Annotated in this window: 13 protein-coding genes; 5 read left to right on the forward strand and 8 right to left on the reverse strand. The window is 74.8% G+C overall.

Going from position 1 to position 17,697, the window contains the following annotated elements; genetic code table 11:
- The first annotated feature begins 131 nt into the window (after window positions 1–131).
- Window positions 132–1,388, forward strand: a complete 1,257-nt coding sequence (locus tag ACI78V_RS17945; protein WP_456853179.1) for a cation:proton antiporter domain-containing protein — start codon at window positions 132–134, stop codon at window positions 1,386–1,388.
- A gap of 9 nt (window positions 1,389–1,397) precedes the next feature.
- On the opposite strand, the gene ACI78V_RS17950 is transcribed toward ACI78V_RS17945, so the two are convergent.
- On the reverse strand, window positions 1,398–2,264 hold the full coding sequence (locus ACI78V_RS17950) for a potassium channel family protein (protein ID WP_456853181.1): 867 nt from the start codon (window positions 2,262–2,264) through the stop codon (window positions 1,398–1,400).
- A 71-nt stretch (window positions 2,265–2,335) separates the two neighbouring features.
- Here ACI78V_RS17950 and ACI78V_RS17955 point away from each other — a divergent pair, with 71 nt between their 5' ends.
- Window positions 2,336–2,860, forward strand: coding sequence for a DUF421 domain-containing protein (locus tag ACI78V_RS17955; RefSeq protein ID WP_456853182.1), 525 nt, complete (start codon window positions 2,336–2,338; stop codon window positions 2,858–2,860).
- A gap of 236 nt (window positions 2,861–3,096) precedes the next feature.
- Here the strand turns inward: ACI78V_RS17955 and ACI78V_RS17960 are convergent, their stop codons facing one another.
- On the reverse strand, window positions 3,097–3,636 hold the full coding sequence (locus ACI78V_RS17960; RefSeq protein WP_456853184.1) for an OsmC family protein: 540 nt from the start codon (window positions 3,634–3,636) through the stop codon (window positions 3,097–3,099).
- A 330-nt stretch (window positions 3,637–3,966) separates the two neighbouring features.
- Here ACI78V_RS17960 and ACI78V_RS17965 point away from each other — a divergent pair, with 330 nt between their 5' ends.
- Window positions 3,967–5,556: an acyl-CoA synthetase gene (locus ACI78V_RS17965; RefSeq protein ID WP_456853186.1), complete on the forward strand. Its 1,590-nt coding sequence runs from the start codon at window positions 3,967–3,969 to the stop codon at window positions 5,554–5,556.
- Window positions 5,557–5,613: 57 nt separating this feature from the next.
- Here ACI78V_RS17965 and ACI78V_RS17970 read toward each other — a convergent pair whose 3' ends face one another.
- From ACI78V_RS17970 to ACI78V_RS17995, 6 genes are all read right to left on the reverse strand, one after another.
- On the reverse strand, window positions 5,614–6,609 hold the full coding sequence (locus ACI78V_RS17970; RefSeq protein WP_456853188.1) for a phosphotransferase enzyme family protein: 996 nt from the start codon (window positions 6,607–6,609) through the stop codon (window positions 5,614–5,616).
- Window positions 6,606–7,631, reverse strand: coding sequence for a phosphotransferase family protein (locus ACI78V_RS17975; RefSeq protein ID WP_456853190.1), 1,026 nt, complete (start codon window positions 7,629–7,631; stop codon window positions 6,606–6,608). Before ACI78V_RS17975 ends, ACI78V_RS17970 begins: the two co-directional genes overlap by 4 nt.
- Window positions 7,628–8,830, reverse strand: a complete 1,203-nt coding sequence (locus ACI78V_RS17980) for a phosphotransferase (protein ID WP_456853192.1) — start codon at window positions 8,828–8,830, stop codon at window positions 7,628–7,630. The genes ACI78V_RS17975 and ACI78V_RS17980 overlap by 4 nt, the downstream gene beginning before the upstream one ends.
- A gap of 13 nt (window positions 8,831–8,843) precedes the next feature.
- On the reverse strand, window positions 8,844–10,685 hold the full coding sequence (locus tag ACI78V_RS17985) for an ABC transporter ATP-binding protein (RefSeq protein ID WP_456853194.1): 1,842 nt from the start codon (window positions 10,683–10,685) through the stop codon (window positions 8,844–8,846).
- Window positions 10,686–10,759: 74 nt separating this feature from the next.
- Window positions 10,760–11,776, reverse strand: coding sequence for a phosphotransferase (locus ACI78V_RS17990; protein WP_456853196.1), 1,017 nt, complete (start codon window positions 11,774–11,776; stop codon window positions 10,760–10,762).
- Window positions 11,773–15,225, reverse strand: coding sequence for a glycogen/starch synthase (locus ACI78V_RS17995; protein ID WP_456853197.1), 3,453 nt, complete (start codon window positions 15,223–15,225; stop codon window positions 11,773–11,775). Before ACI78V_RS17995 ends, ACI78V_RS17990 begins: the two co-directional genes overlap by 4 nt.
- A 356-nt stretch (window positions 15,226–15,581) precedes the next feature.
- On the opposite strand from ACI78V_RS17995, the gene ACI78V_RS18000 reads away from it, so the two are divergent.
- Entirely contained in the window at window positions 15,582–16,256 is a 675-nt protein-coding gene (locus ACI78V_RS18000; protein WP_456853199.1) for a response regulator, read from the forward strand.
- Window positions 16,253–17,671 (forward strand): sensor histidine kinase, encoded by a 1,419-nt coding sequence (locus ACI78V_RS18005; protein WP_456853201.1) that lies wholly within the window; start codon window positions 16,253–16,255, stop codon window positions 17,669–17,671. The genes ACI78V_RS18000 and ACI78V_RS18005 overlap by 4 nt, the downstream gene beginning before the upstream one ends.
- Window positions 17,672–17,697: the final 26 nt, after the last annotated feature.

A 17,697-nucleotide genomic window follows, 5' to 3' on the forward strand; every position in this document is an offset into this window, starting at 1 on the left:
GCCCGCCGGCAGCCGGCTCCTCTACATCGGCGGCGCCGGCGACCGCTACGGTCCCGCACCGCACGAGACCGCGCTCGCCACCTGTGCGCGCCCGCCGCTTCGAACCCCTCAGAAGCGGGCACGGGGAGCCCGTGAAGACGGACCTCGTCCTGCTCGCCGGTGGACTCATCGCGCTCGGCGTCGCGGCCCTGTCCGAGCGCCTGCGCCGGCTACCGGTCTCCGAGCCGCTGCTCGGCCTGCTCGCCGGGATCGTCCTGGGCCCGGCCGTCGCGGGCCTGCTCGACGTGCGACCGCTGACCGAGGACCACACCTGGCTGCACACCGCCACCCGGATCCTCCTGGCCATCTCCGTGATGGCGGTGGCCCTGCGCTACCCACTGGGGGCGGTGCGGTCGCGGATGCGTCCGGTGCTGATCCTCCTGGCCGTCGCCATGCCGCTCATGGCCCTCATCACCGCCGGCCTGTCGGCGTGGGTGCTCGGCGTGGGACTCGGCGCCGCGGCGCTGCTCGGCGCGGCGCTGTGCCCGACCGACCCGGTCCTCGCGTCCAGCGTCGTCACCGGAGGCCCGGCGGAGGAGGACCTGCCCGCCCGGGACCGGCAGGTCCTCTCGCTGGAGTCCGGCGCCAACGACGGCCTGGCGCTGCCCCTGGTGCTCGTCGCCATCGCGATCGTCGGCCCCCTGACCGGAGCCGAGGCCGTGCTGGAGTCCCTCTGGCAGGTGGCCGGGGCCGTCGTCGTCGGGCTGGTCACCGGGTGGCTGGGCGCGCGGGCGCTGAGGGCCGGCGAGGAACACGGCTCCACCGACCCCGGCCCCCTCGCCCTGTTCACCGCCGTCCTGGCCCTCACGGTGCTCGGGCTGTCCGGGCTGGTCCACGTCGACGGCGTGCTCGCCGTGTTCGTCTGCGGGCTGGCCTTCAACGGCGTGAGCACCGGCTCCGAACGGACGTCGGACGTGCCGATCGACGAGGCCGTCAACCGCTTCCTCGTCCTGCCGCTGTTCATCGGCGTCGGCGCTGCGCTGCCGTGGGCGGCCTGGGCCGACCTCGGCTGGCGTGGGGTGCTCCTGGCCGGAGCCGTGCTCCTGCTGCGCAGACTGCCGATCCTGGTGGCGCTGCGCCGCCCGCTGCGGCTGGGCTGGCCGGACGCGCTCCACCTGGGGTGGTTCGGACCGATCGGCGTCTCGGCGCTGTTCTACCTCGCGCTGGAGGCCAAGCGGCTCGGCGCCGAACCCACCGTGCTCGCCGCCGGCAGCCTCGTGGTGGTGGCCAGCGTCGTCGTCCACGGTGTGACCGCCGCACCGGGCCGAGCTGCCTACCGGGCCGCCACCCGGCACGACGCCCGCCCCGCCACGTCGACCGCCCCCCGACAGTCGCACCGGCAGGGATGAGCCCCGATCTCATCGGGCGCGGGCGAGCTCCTGCCCGTGGTCTTCCGCGTACGCCGAGGCGATCGCCCTGGCCGGGCCACCGACGTGGAGGAAGTGCTCGTCCACCACGTGCAGGTAGTCCCCCACCGCGGTGTCCAGCAGTTCCCCGGCGTAGCGCGCGTCCGCACCCGGCGTGCGCCGGGCGTGCTCGCTCAGGTGCAGCGCCACCCCCAGCATCGCCGGCAGGGAGGCCTCGGGATCGCCGTCCCGGAAGTAGTAGGTCTCGGCGTACTGGGTCAGGTCGACCCGCAGCTGCGCGAGCCCGACCGCCAGGTCCTCCAGGAGGGGCGCGGCCATCGCCGACCGGGGGTCGGCCACCAGCCCGAGCGTGTCGACCCGGCGCAGCAGCGACAGCCGCACCGCCAGCGCACGGCGCCGGGTCAGCGCCGGGTACACCTGCAGCACCCACGAGACCGCGGCCGTGATCAGCCCGAACCCGACGAGCGCCTGGAGCGGCACCGCGATCCGCAGCCAGTCCGCCGCCGGGACGATGTCACCGAAACCGAGCGTGGCCAGGGTGACCGTGGACAGGTAGACGGCGTCCAGGAAGCCGGCCCGGGAGGTGGGGTCGAGGCTGCTGCCGAAGACGAAGCCGCCCGGTAGGTGCGGCCAGTACACCAGCGCCCACCCCAGCAGGATCAGCAGCACCCAGGCCAGCACGACCACGACCATCGCCAGCGGCCCGACCAACGCCTCCAGCGCCCGGCGCCGATGCCCGACATGCCACACCGCCGCCATGAGTCGGCGGCTGAGCCCACCGCGGCCGGTGGGGTGCCAGATCGTGTGGAAGATGTCGCGCAGCGCCATGAACACCAGCGCTGCGCCGACCGCGGTCACGACCCATCCCAGAGCACCCGTCACCCGCCGAGACTGTCAACCGTCGGGTGCGACGCGGGTAGAGGGTCAGCATGTGGTTCGACTCCTGGTCCGACATCGTCCGGATCCTCGCCGTCGGGGCGGCGGCCTACCTCACGCTCGTGGTCCTGCTCCGGGTGTCCGGCAAACGGACGCTGGCCAAGCTCAACGCCTTCGACTGGGTGGTCAGCGTGGCCTTCGGCTCCACCCTGGCGACCATCCTGCTCAGCAGCGACGTCAGCTGGAGCGAGGGAGCCGTCGCGCTGGTCCTGCTCGCCGCCCTCCAGTTCGTCGTCGCGCGGACGACGACCTGGCTGCCGGGGGGCCGCAGCGTGGTCACCGCCCGGCCGACCCTCCTGCTGGAGGACGGCCGCCCCCTCCCCGAGGCGCTCGACCGGCAGCGGATCACCATGAGCGAGCTGCGCCAGGCCATCCGCGCCACCGGCTCCGGGGATCTGTCCTCGGTGGCCGCCGTCGTCCTGGAGACCGACGGTTCCCTGAGCGTCATCTCCACCCGACAGGCCGGGAACCGGTCGGCCCTCGAAGGCGTGACCGGAGCGACCGAGCGCAGGAGATGACCGAACAGGGGCGGGCGTCTCGACTGGCGCGGTCAGCAACACCTCGAGACGGCCTTCCTGGAGCAGCGCAGCACCGGTGGCTCACACCGCCCCCGCAGGAGGCAACCCCGCGGCGGGAGCGCACGCCCGGGCCGCCGCCCCGGCAGGGGACACTCATCCGCGCCCAGCCGGCGACGTCAGCGGTGTCCGACCGGGGCCGCCCGGAGCAGGGCGGTTCGTCCCCCCCCTCACAGGGCTCAGCCGATGACCAGCTCGGTCCGGACCGGCGTCGGGTTGCGGAAGATGTCGAGAGTGGGGCAGTGCTCGTTCACCGCGGCAGCCAACTCCTGGTACCGCTCCGGCGCTGCGGGACCCCGGACCGTCACGGTGAACCGGACCTCGCCGTACCCGGGCCGCACCTGTTCGTCGAGGCCCAGGAAACCGCGCAGGTCGAGGTCACCGTCGACGGTCGCCCGGATGTCGTCGATGGGCACGTCGAGCTTGGCGGCCCAGAACCGGTAGGTCACGAGCTGGCACGACAGCAGCGCGGCCAGGGCGTACTCGACCGGGTTGGGCGCGGCGTTGCTCCCGGCGAACACCGCCGGCTCGTCCTGCCGGACGGCGTGCCCACCGATCCGCAGCCGAGTGCCGACCGGCTCCTCGCACTGCCCGGTGGCACGGAACGTGACAGCGGCGTTCCCGGCGTCGGCTTCGATGGCGGCGGCGAGGTCGCCTATGACCCGGCCCAGCAGGTCGTTGCGCTCGGTGGCAGTGGTGTTCGCAGTGTCCGGTGACATCCTTCGATCCCCCTCCGACCCGGCTGGCGAGGCGGCCGCCGCGACGACGATCCAGCGTCCTCGCACTGTCCCGCGGGTCGCAAGGGGGCTCGTCCGCGGCCTCCGGTCGAGCACCGCGGCCACGCCTGGAACCGCGAGCGGGTGGCCGGGCTCGGGGGCATGGAGGGCACCCACCGCCGCCCGCGGTGACCGCACCTGCCCACCCGGCCCCGGTCCCGGGCTCCGTCCCGGACGCACGACCGGAGCGGGACGGCGTGACCCGAGGGCGCGCCACGGGCCAGACTGCCCGGAGTCGCGCCGCCTGCCGACCCGCCACCGGGAGGACCTGCCATGACCAGCTCCGACGTCGTCCGTGCCCGTCAGCACGCGGTGGGTGACCTGCTGCACCGGACCGCGCAGCGGTACCCGGACAAGCTCGCGGTGGTCGCCGGTGAGCTGCGGGTCACCTACGCGGAGTTCGACGCCGCGGTCAACCGCACCGCGCACGCGCTGGCCGACCGCGGCCTGGTCAAGGGCGACCGGCTGGCCCTGCTGAGCCACAACTGCTGGCAGTACGCGGTGCTGGCCTTCGCCACCGCCAAGCTGGGCGTGGTGCTGGTGCCGGTCAACTTCATGCTCGGCCCCGAGGAGATCGCCTACATCCTGCGCCACAGCGGAGCCGGCGGGCTGGTCACCGAGGATGCCCTGGCCGCCACCGCGGACAAGGCGCTGGCCGCCGCCGGCACCGCCGGCGGGATCCGCGGCTGGATCGGGCTGTCCGGGGCCGCGCCGGCGCCCGGCTGGGAGGACGTCGACCCCTGGTGGCGCACCGGGGACGACCGCGCACCGGAGGTGGCCGTGGCCGATGACGACCCGCTGCGGCTGATGTACACCTCCGGCACCGAGTCCCGGCCCAAGGGCGTGCTGCTGTCCTCCCGCTCGCTGATCGCCCAGTACGTCTCCTGCGCCATCGACGGCGGCATGAGCGCCGAGGACGTCGAGGTGCACGCGCTGCCGATGTACCACTGCGCCCAGCTGGACTGCTTCTTCTCCGTCGACGTCTACCTCGGCGCCACCAGCATCATCCTGCCCGCCCCCGACCCGGCCACCCTCCTGGCCACCATCGCCGGCGAGCGGGTCACCAAGCTGTTCTGCCCGCCCACGGTGTGGATCTCCCTGCTGCGCTCCCCGGACTTCGACACCACCGACCTGTCCAGCCTGCGCAAGGGCTACTACGGCGCCTCCCCCATGCCGGTGGAGGTGCTGCGCGAGCTGCAGCGCCGACTGCCCGACGTGGCGCTGTGGAACTTCTACGGCCAGACCGAGATGGCCCCGCTGGCCACCATCCTGCGCCCCTCCGAGCAGCTGGCGCGGGCCGGCTCGGCCGGCCGCGCCGCCCTCAACGTCGAGACCCGCCTGGTCGACGACTCCGGCCATCCCGTCCCGCCGGGCACCGTCGGGGAGATCGTGCACCGCAGCCCCCAGGCCACCCTGGGCTACTACCACGACCCGGCCAAGACCGCCGAGGCCTTCGTCGACGGCTGGTTCCACTCCGGCGACCTCGGCGTGATGACCGCCGACGGCTACCTGTCCGTCGTCGACCGCAAGAAGGACATGATCAAGACCGGCGGGGAGAACGTCGCCAGCCGCGAGATCGAGGAGGCCGTCTACACCCTCGACGGCGTCGCCGAGGTCGCCGTCTTCGGCATCCCCCACCCGCACTGGATCGAGGCCGTCACCGCCGTCGTCGTCCCCAAGCCCGGCGCCACCCTCACCGCCGAGGACGTCCACGCCCACATCCGCGACCGGCTGGCCGGCTACAAACGCCCCAAGTACGTCGTCCTCGCCGACGCCCTGCCCAAGAACCCCAGCGGCAAGATCCTCAAGCGCGAACTCCGCCAACAGCACGCCGACCTCGCCCAGCAGGACCCCTCGAGGTGACCACACCACGGTGGACGACGCGGGCGGCGCCGTCCACCGTGGCCCGGTCGGCAGGCCTCAGGACAGCACGCTGCGGCAGGCGGCCACCAGGTCGTCGCGGTGCTCGTCCAACCAGGCCAGCCGGCTGTCCTCCAGGCGGATCTTGGCGTGGTCGTTGGCCGACAGCGGCTCCCCCGCGCAGACGCGCACCCGGCGCCCCAGGCCGCGCTTGAGCCGTTTGGCCTCCACCAGCAGCGGCACCGCCTCGGCCTCGGCTGCGGTGAGGCGGACCTCCCGTCCGTAGGCGGCGAGCAGCTCGGTGACCCTGGGCAGGTCGAGCGCGACCTTGTGGTCGTCCGCCCCGAGCCGCGTGTAGATCTTGCCGACGTCGTGGACGGCCACGGCCAGGTCCAGCACCCGGACGTCGGGATGGGCGCTGTCGAAGTCGAGGACGCCCACCACCTCGTCCCCGGCGAAGACGAGGCTGCCGCGCCGTGCCCCGCCGTGCACGACCACCCTGGGCAGCTCCGGCAGCAGGGCGGTCAGCCGGTGGACCACCCGCTCGGCCCGGGCGCGCAGCGCGGGGTCCAGCGCCGGCTCGTCCAGCCGTCGGCGCAGCTCGGCGAGCACCGGCGGTTCACCCACCTCGGCCGGGAGGTCAGCGACGACGCCGTGGTACCGCCCGACGGTCCGCCCCAGCGCCCGGACGTGCGCCGGCGAGCTGTCGTCGAACGGCGTCCCCTCGACGCCTCTGGTGGCGATCCACGACCGCCCGGCGAGCTCGGCGTGATCGAGGCCGGTGCGGGTGGGGACCACCTCGGGGGCGGGGAACCCCCTGTGCCGGAGCAGTCGCATCAGCGCCAGCTGCCCGACCAGCTCCTCCCGGGACTTGGACCGGTAGGAGCGCCGGAGGTAGTGGACACCGTCCCGGGCGACCACCCGGAGGTGCTCGTTCTTGCCACCGGGGACCGGGCCGACGGTCCTCCAGCCCCCCAGCGGCCACAGCGCGGCGAGCTCCGCCAGCGGCAGGGGCTGACCGGCGCGGTCGAGCACCGGGTCGGTCAGCAGCGTCATGCCCCCGCCCGTCCCGCCACGACCCGGTCGAACTCGTCGCGGTAGAGGAGGAACTCGGCGTTCCCGCCGTCGCGCCAGTCTGCCTCCCCGGTCTTGATCTTCCGGTGGAGGCTGTGCAGGACGTAGCGGGCCCAGTGGAAGCGCAGGTTGACCAGGCCTCCGTCGCCGCGGGCGGCCCCGCGGTAGGCGTCGAGGAACGCCGCGCACGGCGCGTCGGCCCGGCCGACGTCGCCGGTGGCGGAGTGCACCCCCAGCCGCAGCCGGTGCAGGAACTCCGCCACGTCCCGGGCGGGGTCGGCGGGGGCGCTGCGGTCGAGGTCGATGACGGTCGCGACGTCCTCGGTGAGGAAGACGTGGATCGGCCGGTACTGCCCGTGGCTCTGCGCCAGCACGCCGTCGACGGTGCCGCGGGTCAGGGCGTCGAGCCGTTCCAGCATGCCCAGTCCGACGTCGACGTAGCCGGGGTGGTCGGCGGCGACCTTCGCCAGGCGCTTGGCGAGGCTGGTGAGCTCGCCCGTGACCAGGAGGGACTGCGGCGCCCCCAGTCGCAGGTCCGAGCCGTGCAGGTGGGCCAGCCAGGCCCCGGCGCGGGCGCAGGCCTCCGCGAGCTCCGGCCCGTCCGAGCCCAGCAGCTCCGACAGCGGCCGACCCGGCGCTCCGCGGCACAGGAGGACCTTCTCCCCCTCGTACCAGGCCAGGGGCTCCACGGCCTGGAACGACGAGCCGGCCCCCAGTCCGGCCGCGCGCAGGGCCCGCAGCTTGGCGTGCACGGCCGGGCCGTCGTCGAAGGGGAACAGCTTGGCGAACACCGGCGCGCCACCGTCCAGCTCGACCTGCACGGTCGCGGCGCCGCTGCCGTCCAGCTGGATGACCTTCGTCGTCCACGTGCCACCGGTGGCGGGCGCGTCCAGGTGCGGGCGGACGTAGCGGTCGAGGAACTCCGGGGTGCAGACCCACTCGGCCCGGCTGACCTGGTGCTCCTTCACCCGGCGGCTCTGCGTGCGGCTCTCGGTGCGGTTCATGCGGCGTCCTCGGTCAGGGGGAAGGGGTTGTCGGTGAGCCAGCGGACCCGGGCGCACTCACGCTCCAGGACCAGCGCGAACTTCACGGCGTCCTTGGCCTGCTGGGCCACCATCGCCTGCTTGGTCAGCAAGTTGTCGCACTTCTTGACGATCTTGACCAGCCGCTGCGCCCGGAAGACCTCCGGCATGGCGGCGAGATCGGCGCCGGCCAGGGGTGCCTGGCCGCGGTAGTGCGACAGGAACAGCCGGCACCGGTCCGGGTCGATGCCGACGCCGGAGCGGCGGACCGGGCCCGTGCGGCAGAAGGCCTTGAGCGCGTAGGCGAGGTCCAGGCCCAGCAGGTCCAGGCCGGCGCGGTCGAAGTCCAGCACCGCGGTCAGCCGGCCGTCGTCGAGCAGCACCGCGGACTGGCCGAAGGAACCGTGCGCCACCAGGGCGGTCAGCTCCTCCTGCCGCTCCCCCAGCTCGACGTTCAGCCGCTCCATCTGGTCGGCCATGAACCGGGCGTCCTCCCGGAGCGCCGCTGCGGCCTCGGGCGCGAGCAGCGGCGCAACGACCTCCACGGCGGCGTAGAGGTTCTCCTGCCCCTGCTGCCCGAGCGAGGCCAGCGCGGAGGAGCGCTCCCGTTCCGGGATGGTCAGCTCCGAGACGATGGCGTGATAGCGGCCCAGACCGCGGGCCACCGCCACCAGGTGGGCGGGGTCCGCGGGGTCGTAACCGCGTCCGGGCATCAGCCCCATGACCATGTGCAGCACGCCCTCGACCTGCACCAGGATCGCGCCGTCCCGGGTACGGACCACCGGCGGCGCGGGGTAGCCGTGCCCACGCAGGTGGTCGATGAGGGCGCACTCGAACTCCGCGCCCGCGACGGTCTTGAGGTTGTGGGAACGGCGCAGCACGACCTCGCCGGCGTCGGTGCTGACGAACCAGCTGATGTTCGAGGCCCCCTTGTCGGTGCGCCGCCACGAGTGCCAGCGACCCAGGTCGTAGGCGTCCTGGAGCACGGTGACCAGGGCGGGCTCGTCCACCTCCTCCACCGGCAGCCGTCCACCCTGCCGCGGCACGGAGCTGCGCAGCAGCAGCCGGTCGTCCGGGGCGGGCGCCGACTCGGCGACGTCGGAGATCGCGGCGAGGACCTGGTCGACCGACCCGGTCGTCACCACCGCGAGATCGGACGGTTCGGTGCTGGACTGCGTCATGGTCGGGCTCTCCTCAGCTGGGTGGGGTGCTGGCCTGTCCGGTGAGGGCTTCCGCGGCGTGGCGTCCGTAGCGGGCCGCGCTGCCGTTCAGGGCGGGCCGGGGCGGGGAGAGTCCCTGCAGCCGGCACATCTCGGTGTAGAGGCCGCCCGCGGCGATCAGCTCGGCGTGCGTGCCGCGTTCGACGACCCGGCCGGCGTCCAGGACGACGATCTCGTCGGCGGGCATCGCCGCGGCCATCCGGTGGGTGATGACCACCGTCGTCCGGCCCGCGCCCACCCGTCGCAGCGCGCAGAGGACGGCGTGCTCGGACCGGGCGTCCAGGCCGGTCGTCGGCTCGTCGAGCACCAGCACGGGGCAGTCCTGCAGGACGGCGCGCGCCAGGGCCAGCCGCTGCCGCTGGCCACCGGAGAGCGTCGCCCCCCGCTCGGCCAGCACGGTGTCGTAGCCGTGCGGCAGCGCCTGCACGAAGTCGTGCGCCTGGGCCACCCGGGCGGCGTGCTCGACCTCGTCGGCGGAGGCCCCCGGGCGCGCGTAGGCGACGTTCTCCCGCACCGAGGACCGGAAGAGCATCGCCTCCTGCGGCACCAGCCCGACCTGCGCGTGCAGGCTGTCACTGGTCAGGTCGCGCAGGTCCACGCCGTCCAGCAGGACCCGGCCGCTGGTGGGGTCCTGCAGCCGGCAGAGCAGGGCGGCGATCGTCGACTTCCCCGCCCCCGTGGGCCCGACGACGGCGAGGGTGCGGCCCACGGGCACGGTCAGGTCGACGGCGTGCAGGACCGGGCGGTCCGGGCTGTAGGCGAAGCCGACCCGGTCCAGCCGGAGGCCCTCCCGGGGCGGTCCGGCCGCGCGGGCCCCGGGCCGGTCGACCACGGCCGGGCGCCGCTGCAGGGTGTCGGCGATGCGGGCAGCGCGCACCCCGGCCCGCGCCAGCTGCGCCGGCAGCTTCGACAGCGCCCGGGTGGGTCCGAAGAAGTCGCGCAGGTAGGAGGTGAAGATGACCAGCTCGCCGGGGGTCAGTGCGCCGGCCAGGACGCGATGGGCGCCCAGCCACACGAGTCCGGCGACGGCCACGGCCACCACCGCGTCCACCGCGGCCCCGAAGGCCGCGCTCGTGCGGGCCGTGCGCAGCACCGCGGCGACGGAGGCGTCGGAGTGGCCCCGGAACCGCCGGGCCTCGTGGTCCTCCCGGCCGGTGGCCTTGACCAGCTTGACCGCCACCAGCGTCTCCTGCGCCACCGCGGCGAGGTCCCCTTCCACCTCGCGCGCCCCCTCCTCGACCGCGCGGATGCGGGCGCGGAAGCGGGCGACCGTCATCAGCAGCAGGGGCAGCACCAGGAGCAGGGCCAGGCTGAGCTGCCAGTCCAGGACCAGCAGCACCCCCGCCATCCCGGCCAGGGTCAGCACGTTGGTGGTGGCGTCGACGAGGGTCCCGGTCATCAGCCCGCGGACCTTGTCGACGTCGCCGGTCAGGCGGGTGGTGAGCTCGCCGGTCGGTGTCCGCTCGTGGTAGCTGAGCGGTAACCGCTGCAGGTGGTCGTACAGGCGCGTCCGGATGGCGGCGGCCACCCGCTCGCCGACGAGCGTCAGGGTGTAGGTGCGCGCGGCCCCCACGAGGGAGTCGAGCACCGTCAGGGCGGCCAGCGCCACGACGACGGCGACGAGGACGCCCTGCACGTCCTGGCGGGCCGGCCCGCCGCCCGGCAGCAGCACCTCGTCGAAGAGGTACTTCAGCGGCCACGGCTTGAGCAGCCCCACGCCCGTCCCCGCGACGGCGAGCAGCCCGGCCAGCACGCACCAGGGCCACTGCGGCCGCAGGAAGGGCCCGAAGGTCCGCAGGATTACGCGGGCCGGCATGACGGGGACCGACGAGGCGCCGCTCCGGGGCCGGACCCGACCGCTCGCCGTGCCGGTCCCGGCCCCGTGCCGGGTCACGGCAGCCCTCCGACGGCTCCGTCCACCGCGGCCGCCCAGGCGTCGAGCCAGTCCGGCACGAACGCCGTGTCCCCCACCGGACGGACGACGAGCCGGTAGAAGAGGACCTCGGCGAAGGTGCGGGCCACGTACGCCGGGGCCGCGCGGACGGCGTCGGGATCGCCGCCGTTCCCGGTGTAGCCGCGCGCGAACGCCGCCACCCAGCTCCGGGCGCAGGCCAGGTCCCCGTGTCGTGCCGCGGCCATGGTCAGCGTCTGGCCGACGAAGTGGCCCAGGTCGCGGGCGGCCGGGGCACGGGCCGCCCGGTCGAAGTCGATGACCACGATGCGGGAGCGGTCGAGGTGGATGTTCTTGGGCTGGAAGTCGCCGTGGGTCACCACCTCCGCGCCGCCACCGCGGGCCAGCCCGGCGAGGGTGCCCCGGGTGAGCTCGGCCAGCCGGGGAGCGGCGCCGGGCAGCACCTCGGCCAGCGCCGCGGCGTACTCGGTCAACTTGTGCCGCTCGAAGTCCCCCGCCAGCTCCGGCAGCGGTGTCCCGCGGACGGCGTGCAGGCGGGCGAGCCAGCGTCCGGCACGCCGGGCGTCGGACGACGCCGACGCGGGGTCGGCGGCCAGGAGGTCGTACAGCGTCGCCGCCGGCGCCTCCTCCTGCGCCAGGAGCTGCCGGGCCGGGTCGAAGCCGTACGCCGCGGGCACCTGCAGGTCGGGGGCGTCGAGTCCGGCCCGCCGCAGGCCGTCCAGCAGCTCCCGCGCCTCCCCCCCACCGCCCTTGCGGTAGCCCTTGCCGATGACCGCCAGCGGGGCCGAGGGGCCGTCGCCGTGGTCCAGGGTCACGGTCCACCGGACCACCGGCCGGCTGCGGGAGGCGTGCACGACCGAGCGGGCCAGGACCTCCACCCGCCCCGGCGGGAAGGCGTCCAGCGGCGGTGGCCGGAGCAGCAGCGACTCGGCCACGGCCAGTCGCTGCGCCCGGCGGGCGTCGGCGGCCGAGGCCGGAGCGGTCCCGGTGCTCATGCCAGCACCGCCACGGGCACCGCCGTCCGGGCCAGCCGCCGGCAGGCGACCCGGACCGCTGTCTCCGCGGTGGGGTCGTCGACGTCGCCGGTGCCGACCACGAGGTGGAACGACCGGGCCTCGGCCCGCACGCGGACGAGCACCCCGTGCCCCGGGTGCGGTCCGGGCGGCTCGCAGAAGGTGGTGCCCTCGTCGGGTGCCAGGGCGATCCAGGTCGTGACGCGCCCGGTGCGGGCTGCGCGCCAGCAGGCACCGCCCTGCCGGTGGACCGCTCCCGCGCCGAAGCGCAGCAACGAGTAGTAGTCCGGGGACAGGCAGGTGTCGACGACGGTGCCGGTCATGGTCGCCGGGAGCTCGTAGCGCACCAGCAGCACGGCGGCCTGGTCGTCTAGCAGGACCTGCTTGCGGAGCCCGTAGGAGGGGCTGCCGACCTCGACGTCGACCAGCTCCACCCGCACGGCGTCGTCCTCGAGGTGGACCGTCGCCTCGAAGCGGTCGTGCACGGCACCGCCGTCGGCGAGCGCACCGGGGTGGTTCGCCGGGGCGTCCATGTACCGGTTGAGCTCCTCCTGGCGGTTCCAGTCGTCGGTCGGGTTGCCGATCACGAGCACCCCGCCGTCCCGGTCGCGGCAGGCCAGGTAGACCAGCCGGCCGCCGTGCTCGGGCGCGAACACGGCGAACAGGCGCCGGTTGTGCACGACCAGCTCGTCGGTGCCGTCCTCGTCGACGTCGACCAGGGCGGCGCCGACGGGACGCAGCGGCTGCCCGAGCCACCGGGCCGCGGTGGCGAGGACGGTGGCGGCCCGGGCGTGGCTGGCGACGGCCTTGGCCCAGGCGGCCGGGGGCCGGCCCGGGTGGTCGGTGTCGTGCCAGGCCGTCTCGTAGCCCGAGGCGAGCAGGTGCTTCCAGGCCAGGGCGGTCAGCCGCGGTTCGGCGCCGGCGGACTCGGCGCGGGCCACCGCCTGCCGGGCCCGGGCCAGGTGGTCCCGGTAGGGACGCCATGCCTCGTCCTCGGACCAGCCGCGGTAGTCCTCCCCCGCGTGCCAGTCGTGCGCCAGCTCCACGAAGGTGCCGCGTTGCAGGACGCGGGTGCCGGGATCCCGACGGCGCTCGCGCAACCACGTCGGCAGCGGGACCGGTGCCAGGTTCGGCTGGGCGGTGAGCCAGCGGAGGAACGCCTCGTAGCGGCCCAGGGCGCTGGGGTGCCACGGGCCCACCCCGGCGCTCTTCTCCATGTCGTCGGCGTAGACCAGCACGGTGTCGTCGCCGGGGGCGGTGGGCAGCTCCGCCACCCGGGCCAGGCTGCGCCAGTGACTGCGGTCCTCCGGTGGCAGCCAGTAGCGCAGGCGGGTCGACATGGGCACGACCTGCAGGCCGTTGCCGCCGGCGATGGTGTACGGGCGCAACGCGTCGGCCGGCGGTGGGCTGGCCGGGTCGGCACCGTCGAAGTCGGCGCGGTCGTCCACGCCGTCCGCACCGCGGGCGGGGTAGAGCAGGCGGTCGTCGAGCAGGACGTACCGGTACCCGCCGTTGGGCAGCGAGGGATCGGTGACCACCCCGGCGAGGCGGTCGGTGTCCCACACGCGCTCGGGCACCCAGCAGATCTCCAGGTCCTCCGGCCGGCAGTCCAGGTGCCGCTCGTAGAGCCAGAACAGCTCGTCGAGCTGCCGGCGGTTGTACTCCGGGTCGAAGGCCGTGAGGACGTTCTCCGCGTACGTCCCGCCGACCAGCGAGAGCAGGCCGGCGCGGCGCAACCGCCGGACGTCGTCGAGGAGCTCGGGGCGGGACCAGGCGGCGGCCTCCACCAGCGTCCCGGACAAGTGCAGGTTGACCGGGATGCGGTAGCGCTCGTGGAGTCGCAGCAGGGCCGAGTACCCGGCCACGAGCGCGCCGAGCCCCTCCCGGTCCCGGTACCCGTCGGTGACGAGGAACTGGTTGGCGTGGTGCACCAGGGCCAGCGGGAGCGGCGCCGGCCGCCGCCGTGGCCGGCGCGGATGGACGGGGTGGGCCTCGGGCGCCCGCGGGACCTCCGACGTCCGCCGCGCGCAGACCGCCTCCCCGTACACGCCGACGTACTCCCGCGCGGGGGTGCGCCAGGAGAAGTCCGCCGCCATCGCCCGTCGCTGCAGGCGGTGCCATGCCTCCGGCCGGCGGTAGACCGCGAGCGCGGTGTCCACCGCGGCCAGCATCGAGGCGACCCGGCGCTGGACGAAGACGAACCCGAGCCCCGTGTCGGGGTCGTCGACGTAGTCGCGCACCGTGTCCGCCAGCCCCCCGGTCCGCCGGACGACCGGGATCGTCCCGTAGCGCAGCGCGATCAGCGGGGTGAGCCCGCACGGCTCGAAGACCGACGGGGCGAGGAAGAGGTCCGCTCCGGCGTACACCCTGCGGGCCATCGACTCCCGCGCGGTGGGCAGGTAGGCGACGCTGCCCCGGTGTCGCCGTGCGGCGGCGAAGAGGTCCCGCCGGTAGCGCGGCGTCCCCTCCCCCATCACGACCAGCTGGCCGCCGCGGGCCACGATCTGGTCCACCGCCGACGTCAGCAGACCGACGCCCTTCTGCGACACGAGGCGGGCGACCATGCCGAACAGCGGGCGGTCCGGCGCCGCCTCCAGTCCGCTGACGCGCTGCAGGACCGCCTTGTTCGCCCGCTTGCCGACGACGAAGTCGCCGTTGTAGCGGGTGTCGATCCACGGGTCCCGGCGTGGGTCGAACTCCTCGTAGTCGACCCCGTTGAGGATCCCCCGGGCGTCGCTGCCGCGGGCGCGCAGCAGCTCGTCCACCCCGGCGCCCTGCGCGGGGGTGAGGATCTCCTGCATGTAACGCGGGCTCACGGTCGTGACGCGGTCGGCGAAGGCGATGCCCCGTTCCAGGAGCGTGCCCGCCGGCGGGAGCCCGATGAGCTGGTCGGCGGCAGCTCCCACCCGCCCCTGGTAGGCGATGTTGTGGATGGTGAACACCACCCCGGTCCGGTCGAGGGCGCGCCGGTGGGCTCCCTGCCGGGCCTCCTGGGCGACCAGCCCGCAGTGCCAGTCGTTGAGGTGGAGGACGTCGGGCCGCCACGAGTCCTGCGCGGCCAGCGCCGTGACCGCCTTCGAGAACAGGACGAAGGGCAGCACGTCCTCGTCCTGGTAGCCGTAGGGCGCCTCCCGGTCGAACCACTCCGCGACCCCGAGGGTGAGGACGTCGACCGCGCCGACCCCGGCCAGCCGACGGACCTCGATCCGCTCGTCGACCTGACCGAACGGGACGTCCAGCGTCGTCACGGGGGTGCCGTGGAGGCCCCGGTACCCCGGGATGACCAGCCGGACGTCGAGACCCGACTCCGCGAGGGCCTTGGGCAGCGCGCCGCTGACGTCGGCCAGCCCGCCGACCTTCGCGAAGGGGTAGGCCTCCGCGCTGGCGAACAGGACCCGCAGCGGTCGTCCGGGAGTCGGGACCTGTTCCACGAACTCGTCACCTCACCAGGGGAGAGAGGCGGAGGGCATGCGGCGATGGACGCGTGTGGGCCCGCGCCGGTGCACCTGGGGATGTGGACGCGACAGGCAGCGGCCGGGCCGAGGTGCCCACGCCCCCGCGGGGCACCTGGGTCCTACCTGTCGGTGATGTGGACTCCACCTGAACAGCCGGTGGCGTCGTGGTAACGAGACGGTAGCGACCCGGACCCGGCAGTTCCAGACCGGAGATGAACGAATTCTCAGAAACCCGGGTCGCCGTCCCGCCGCGCCCCCAGCACCGGGGGTTCCCGGCGTCTTGAGCCGACGGCCGGGGCCACCCACACTGGCACCGGTCCGGAGGTGGCGTCGTGCAGGTGCTCGTGGTCGAGGACCAGCTCAAGATGCAGGCCCTGCTCCGTGAGGGCCTGCAGGAGGCGGGCTTCGACGTGCACAGTGCCGGGGACGGGCCGGCGGCCGTGGACGAGACCAGCCGTCACGCCTACGACGCCGTCGTGCTGGACGTCATGCTCCCCGGCTTCGACGGGTTCGAGGTCCTGCGCAGGCTGCGGGAGGCCGACGTGTGGACCCCGGTGCTCGTCCTGACCGCCCGGGACTCCGTCGCCGACCGCGTGCGCGGGCTGGACTCCGGCGCCGACGACTACCTGGTCAAGCCCTTCGCGCTCAGCGAGCTGGTCAGCCGCGTGCGGGCCCTGGTCCGCCGGGGCTCGGCGCTGCGACCTGCGGTCCTGCGGTGCGGTCCCCTGGAGTTGGAACCGGTGGCCCGGGTGGCGACGGTGGACGGCACCCGGGTGGAGCTCTCCCCGCGGGAGTTCGCCCTGCTGTGGTTGCTGCTGCAGCGGCGGGGACGCGTGGTCAGCCGCACGGAGGTGCTCGAGGAGGTGTGGGACGCCTCGTGCGACGTCGGGTCCAACGTGGTCGACGTCTACGTCAAGAACCTCCGCGACAAGGTCGACCGCCGGTTCGGGGTCGAGCTGATCCACACCGTCCGCGGCATCGGCTACCGGCTGGGACCACCGCAGTGAGCCGCGCCCCGGTCCGCGCGGCCCGACCGCTCCCGATCAGCCTGCGGCTCGGTGCCACGTACGGGCTCGTGTTCCTCCTCGTCCTGGCCGCGTTCGCCGCCCTGGCCTACGTCGGCTTGGGCCAGATGCTGCGCTCGGACGTCGATCGCGGACTGGTCGCCGCAGCCGACATCCTGGACGACAGCGAGTCCGCCGCCGTCGACGCCGACGACATCGACGAGGACCGCCTGGGCGGCGTGGAGTCCATGCAGTTCGAGAGCCAGCTGGTCACCGCGGGCGGGCGGCTCGTCGACGGCTCCGGGGCGGAGATGCGGGAGCGCCCGCTGATCACCGCCGCGCAGGCCGGCGCCGTGCTGACCGAGGGGCCGTCGTTCGCCGACGTCGTCGCGGACGGCCACGACCAGCGGGCCCTGGCCGTGCCGCTGGAGCAGGCCCCCGACCGGGTCCTGGTCGTGGTGGCGACGCTGGAGTCCGTCGACGACGCGCAGGCGGGACTGCTGCGCATGACGCTCGTCCTGGCCCCCGTGGCGGGAGTCCTGGCGGGGGGCGTGGGGTGGCTGGTGGCGCGCAGGGGTCTGCGCCCGATCTCCCGGATGACCGCGGACGCCGCCGCCATGGGTGCCCGTGACCCGTTCCCCCGGCTGGCCGTGCCCTCCACGCGGGACGAGGTCGCCGAGCTGGGCACGACCCTCAACGGCCTGCTCGACCGCATCGCGGACGCCCGCCGGCGGGAGCGGGAGTTCACCGCGGACGCCAGTCACGAGCTGCGCACCCCGCTGGCCATCCTCCGGGCCGAACTCGAGCTCGCCCGCCAGCACGCCGGCACCGGCCGGCTGTCCGGAGCCCTCGACAGCGCGCTGGAGGAGACCGACCGTCTGGGCCACCTCGTCGACGACCTCCTCCTGCTGGCCCGGGCGGACGCCGGACACGTCACTCCCGGCACGCTCGTCGACGTGGCGGAGGTCGTGGCCGGCCTGCTGCCGGGGTTCCGCGCCCTCGCCGGGCGTCGCGCGGTCACCGTGACCAGTTCCGGCGACTCCGCGGTGCGCGCCGACGGGCGCGCCCTGACCCGCGCCGTGGCCAACCTGCTCGACAACGCCGTCCGCCACGCCCCCGACGGCGGGCACGTCGACGTCTCGATCACCGCGGACCGGGAGGGCACCGCGATCACCGTGACCGACGACGGCCCCGGCGTCCCACCCGAGGACCGGGCGCGGCTGACGCAGCGCTTCGCCCAGCTCGACCGCACCCGGGGCGGAGGCGGCGGCGCGGGCCTGGGCCTGGCCATCGTCGCCTCCGTGGCGGCGGCCCACGGCGGGCAGGTCGACATCGCGGAGGCGCCGTCCGGGCACGGGCTGTCCGTGACCCTCCGCCTGCCGGTGGTGACCCCGGACTCCGTACCCGTCGACGGCTGACGGCGGGCCGCCGGCGTTCTGGTGCC

The organism is Geodermatophilus sp. SYSU D00742, from assembly GCF_054049935.1.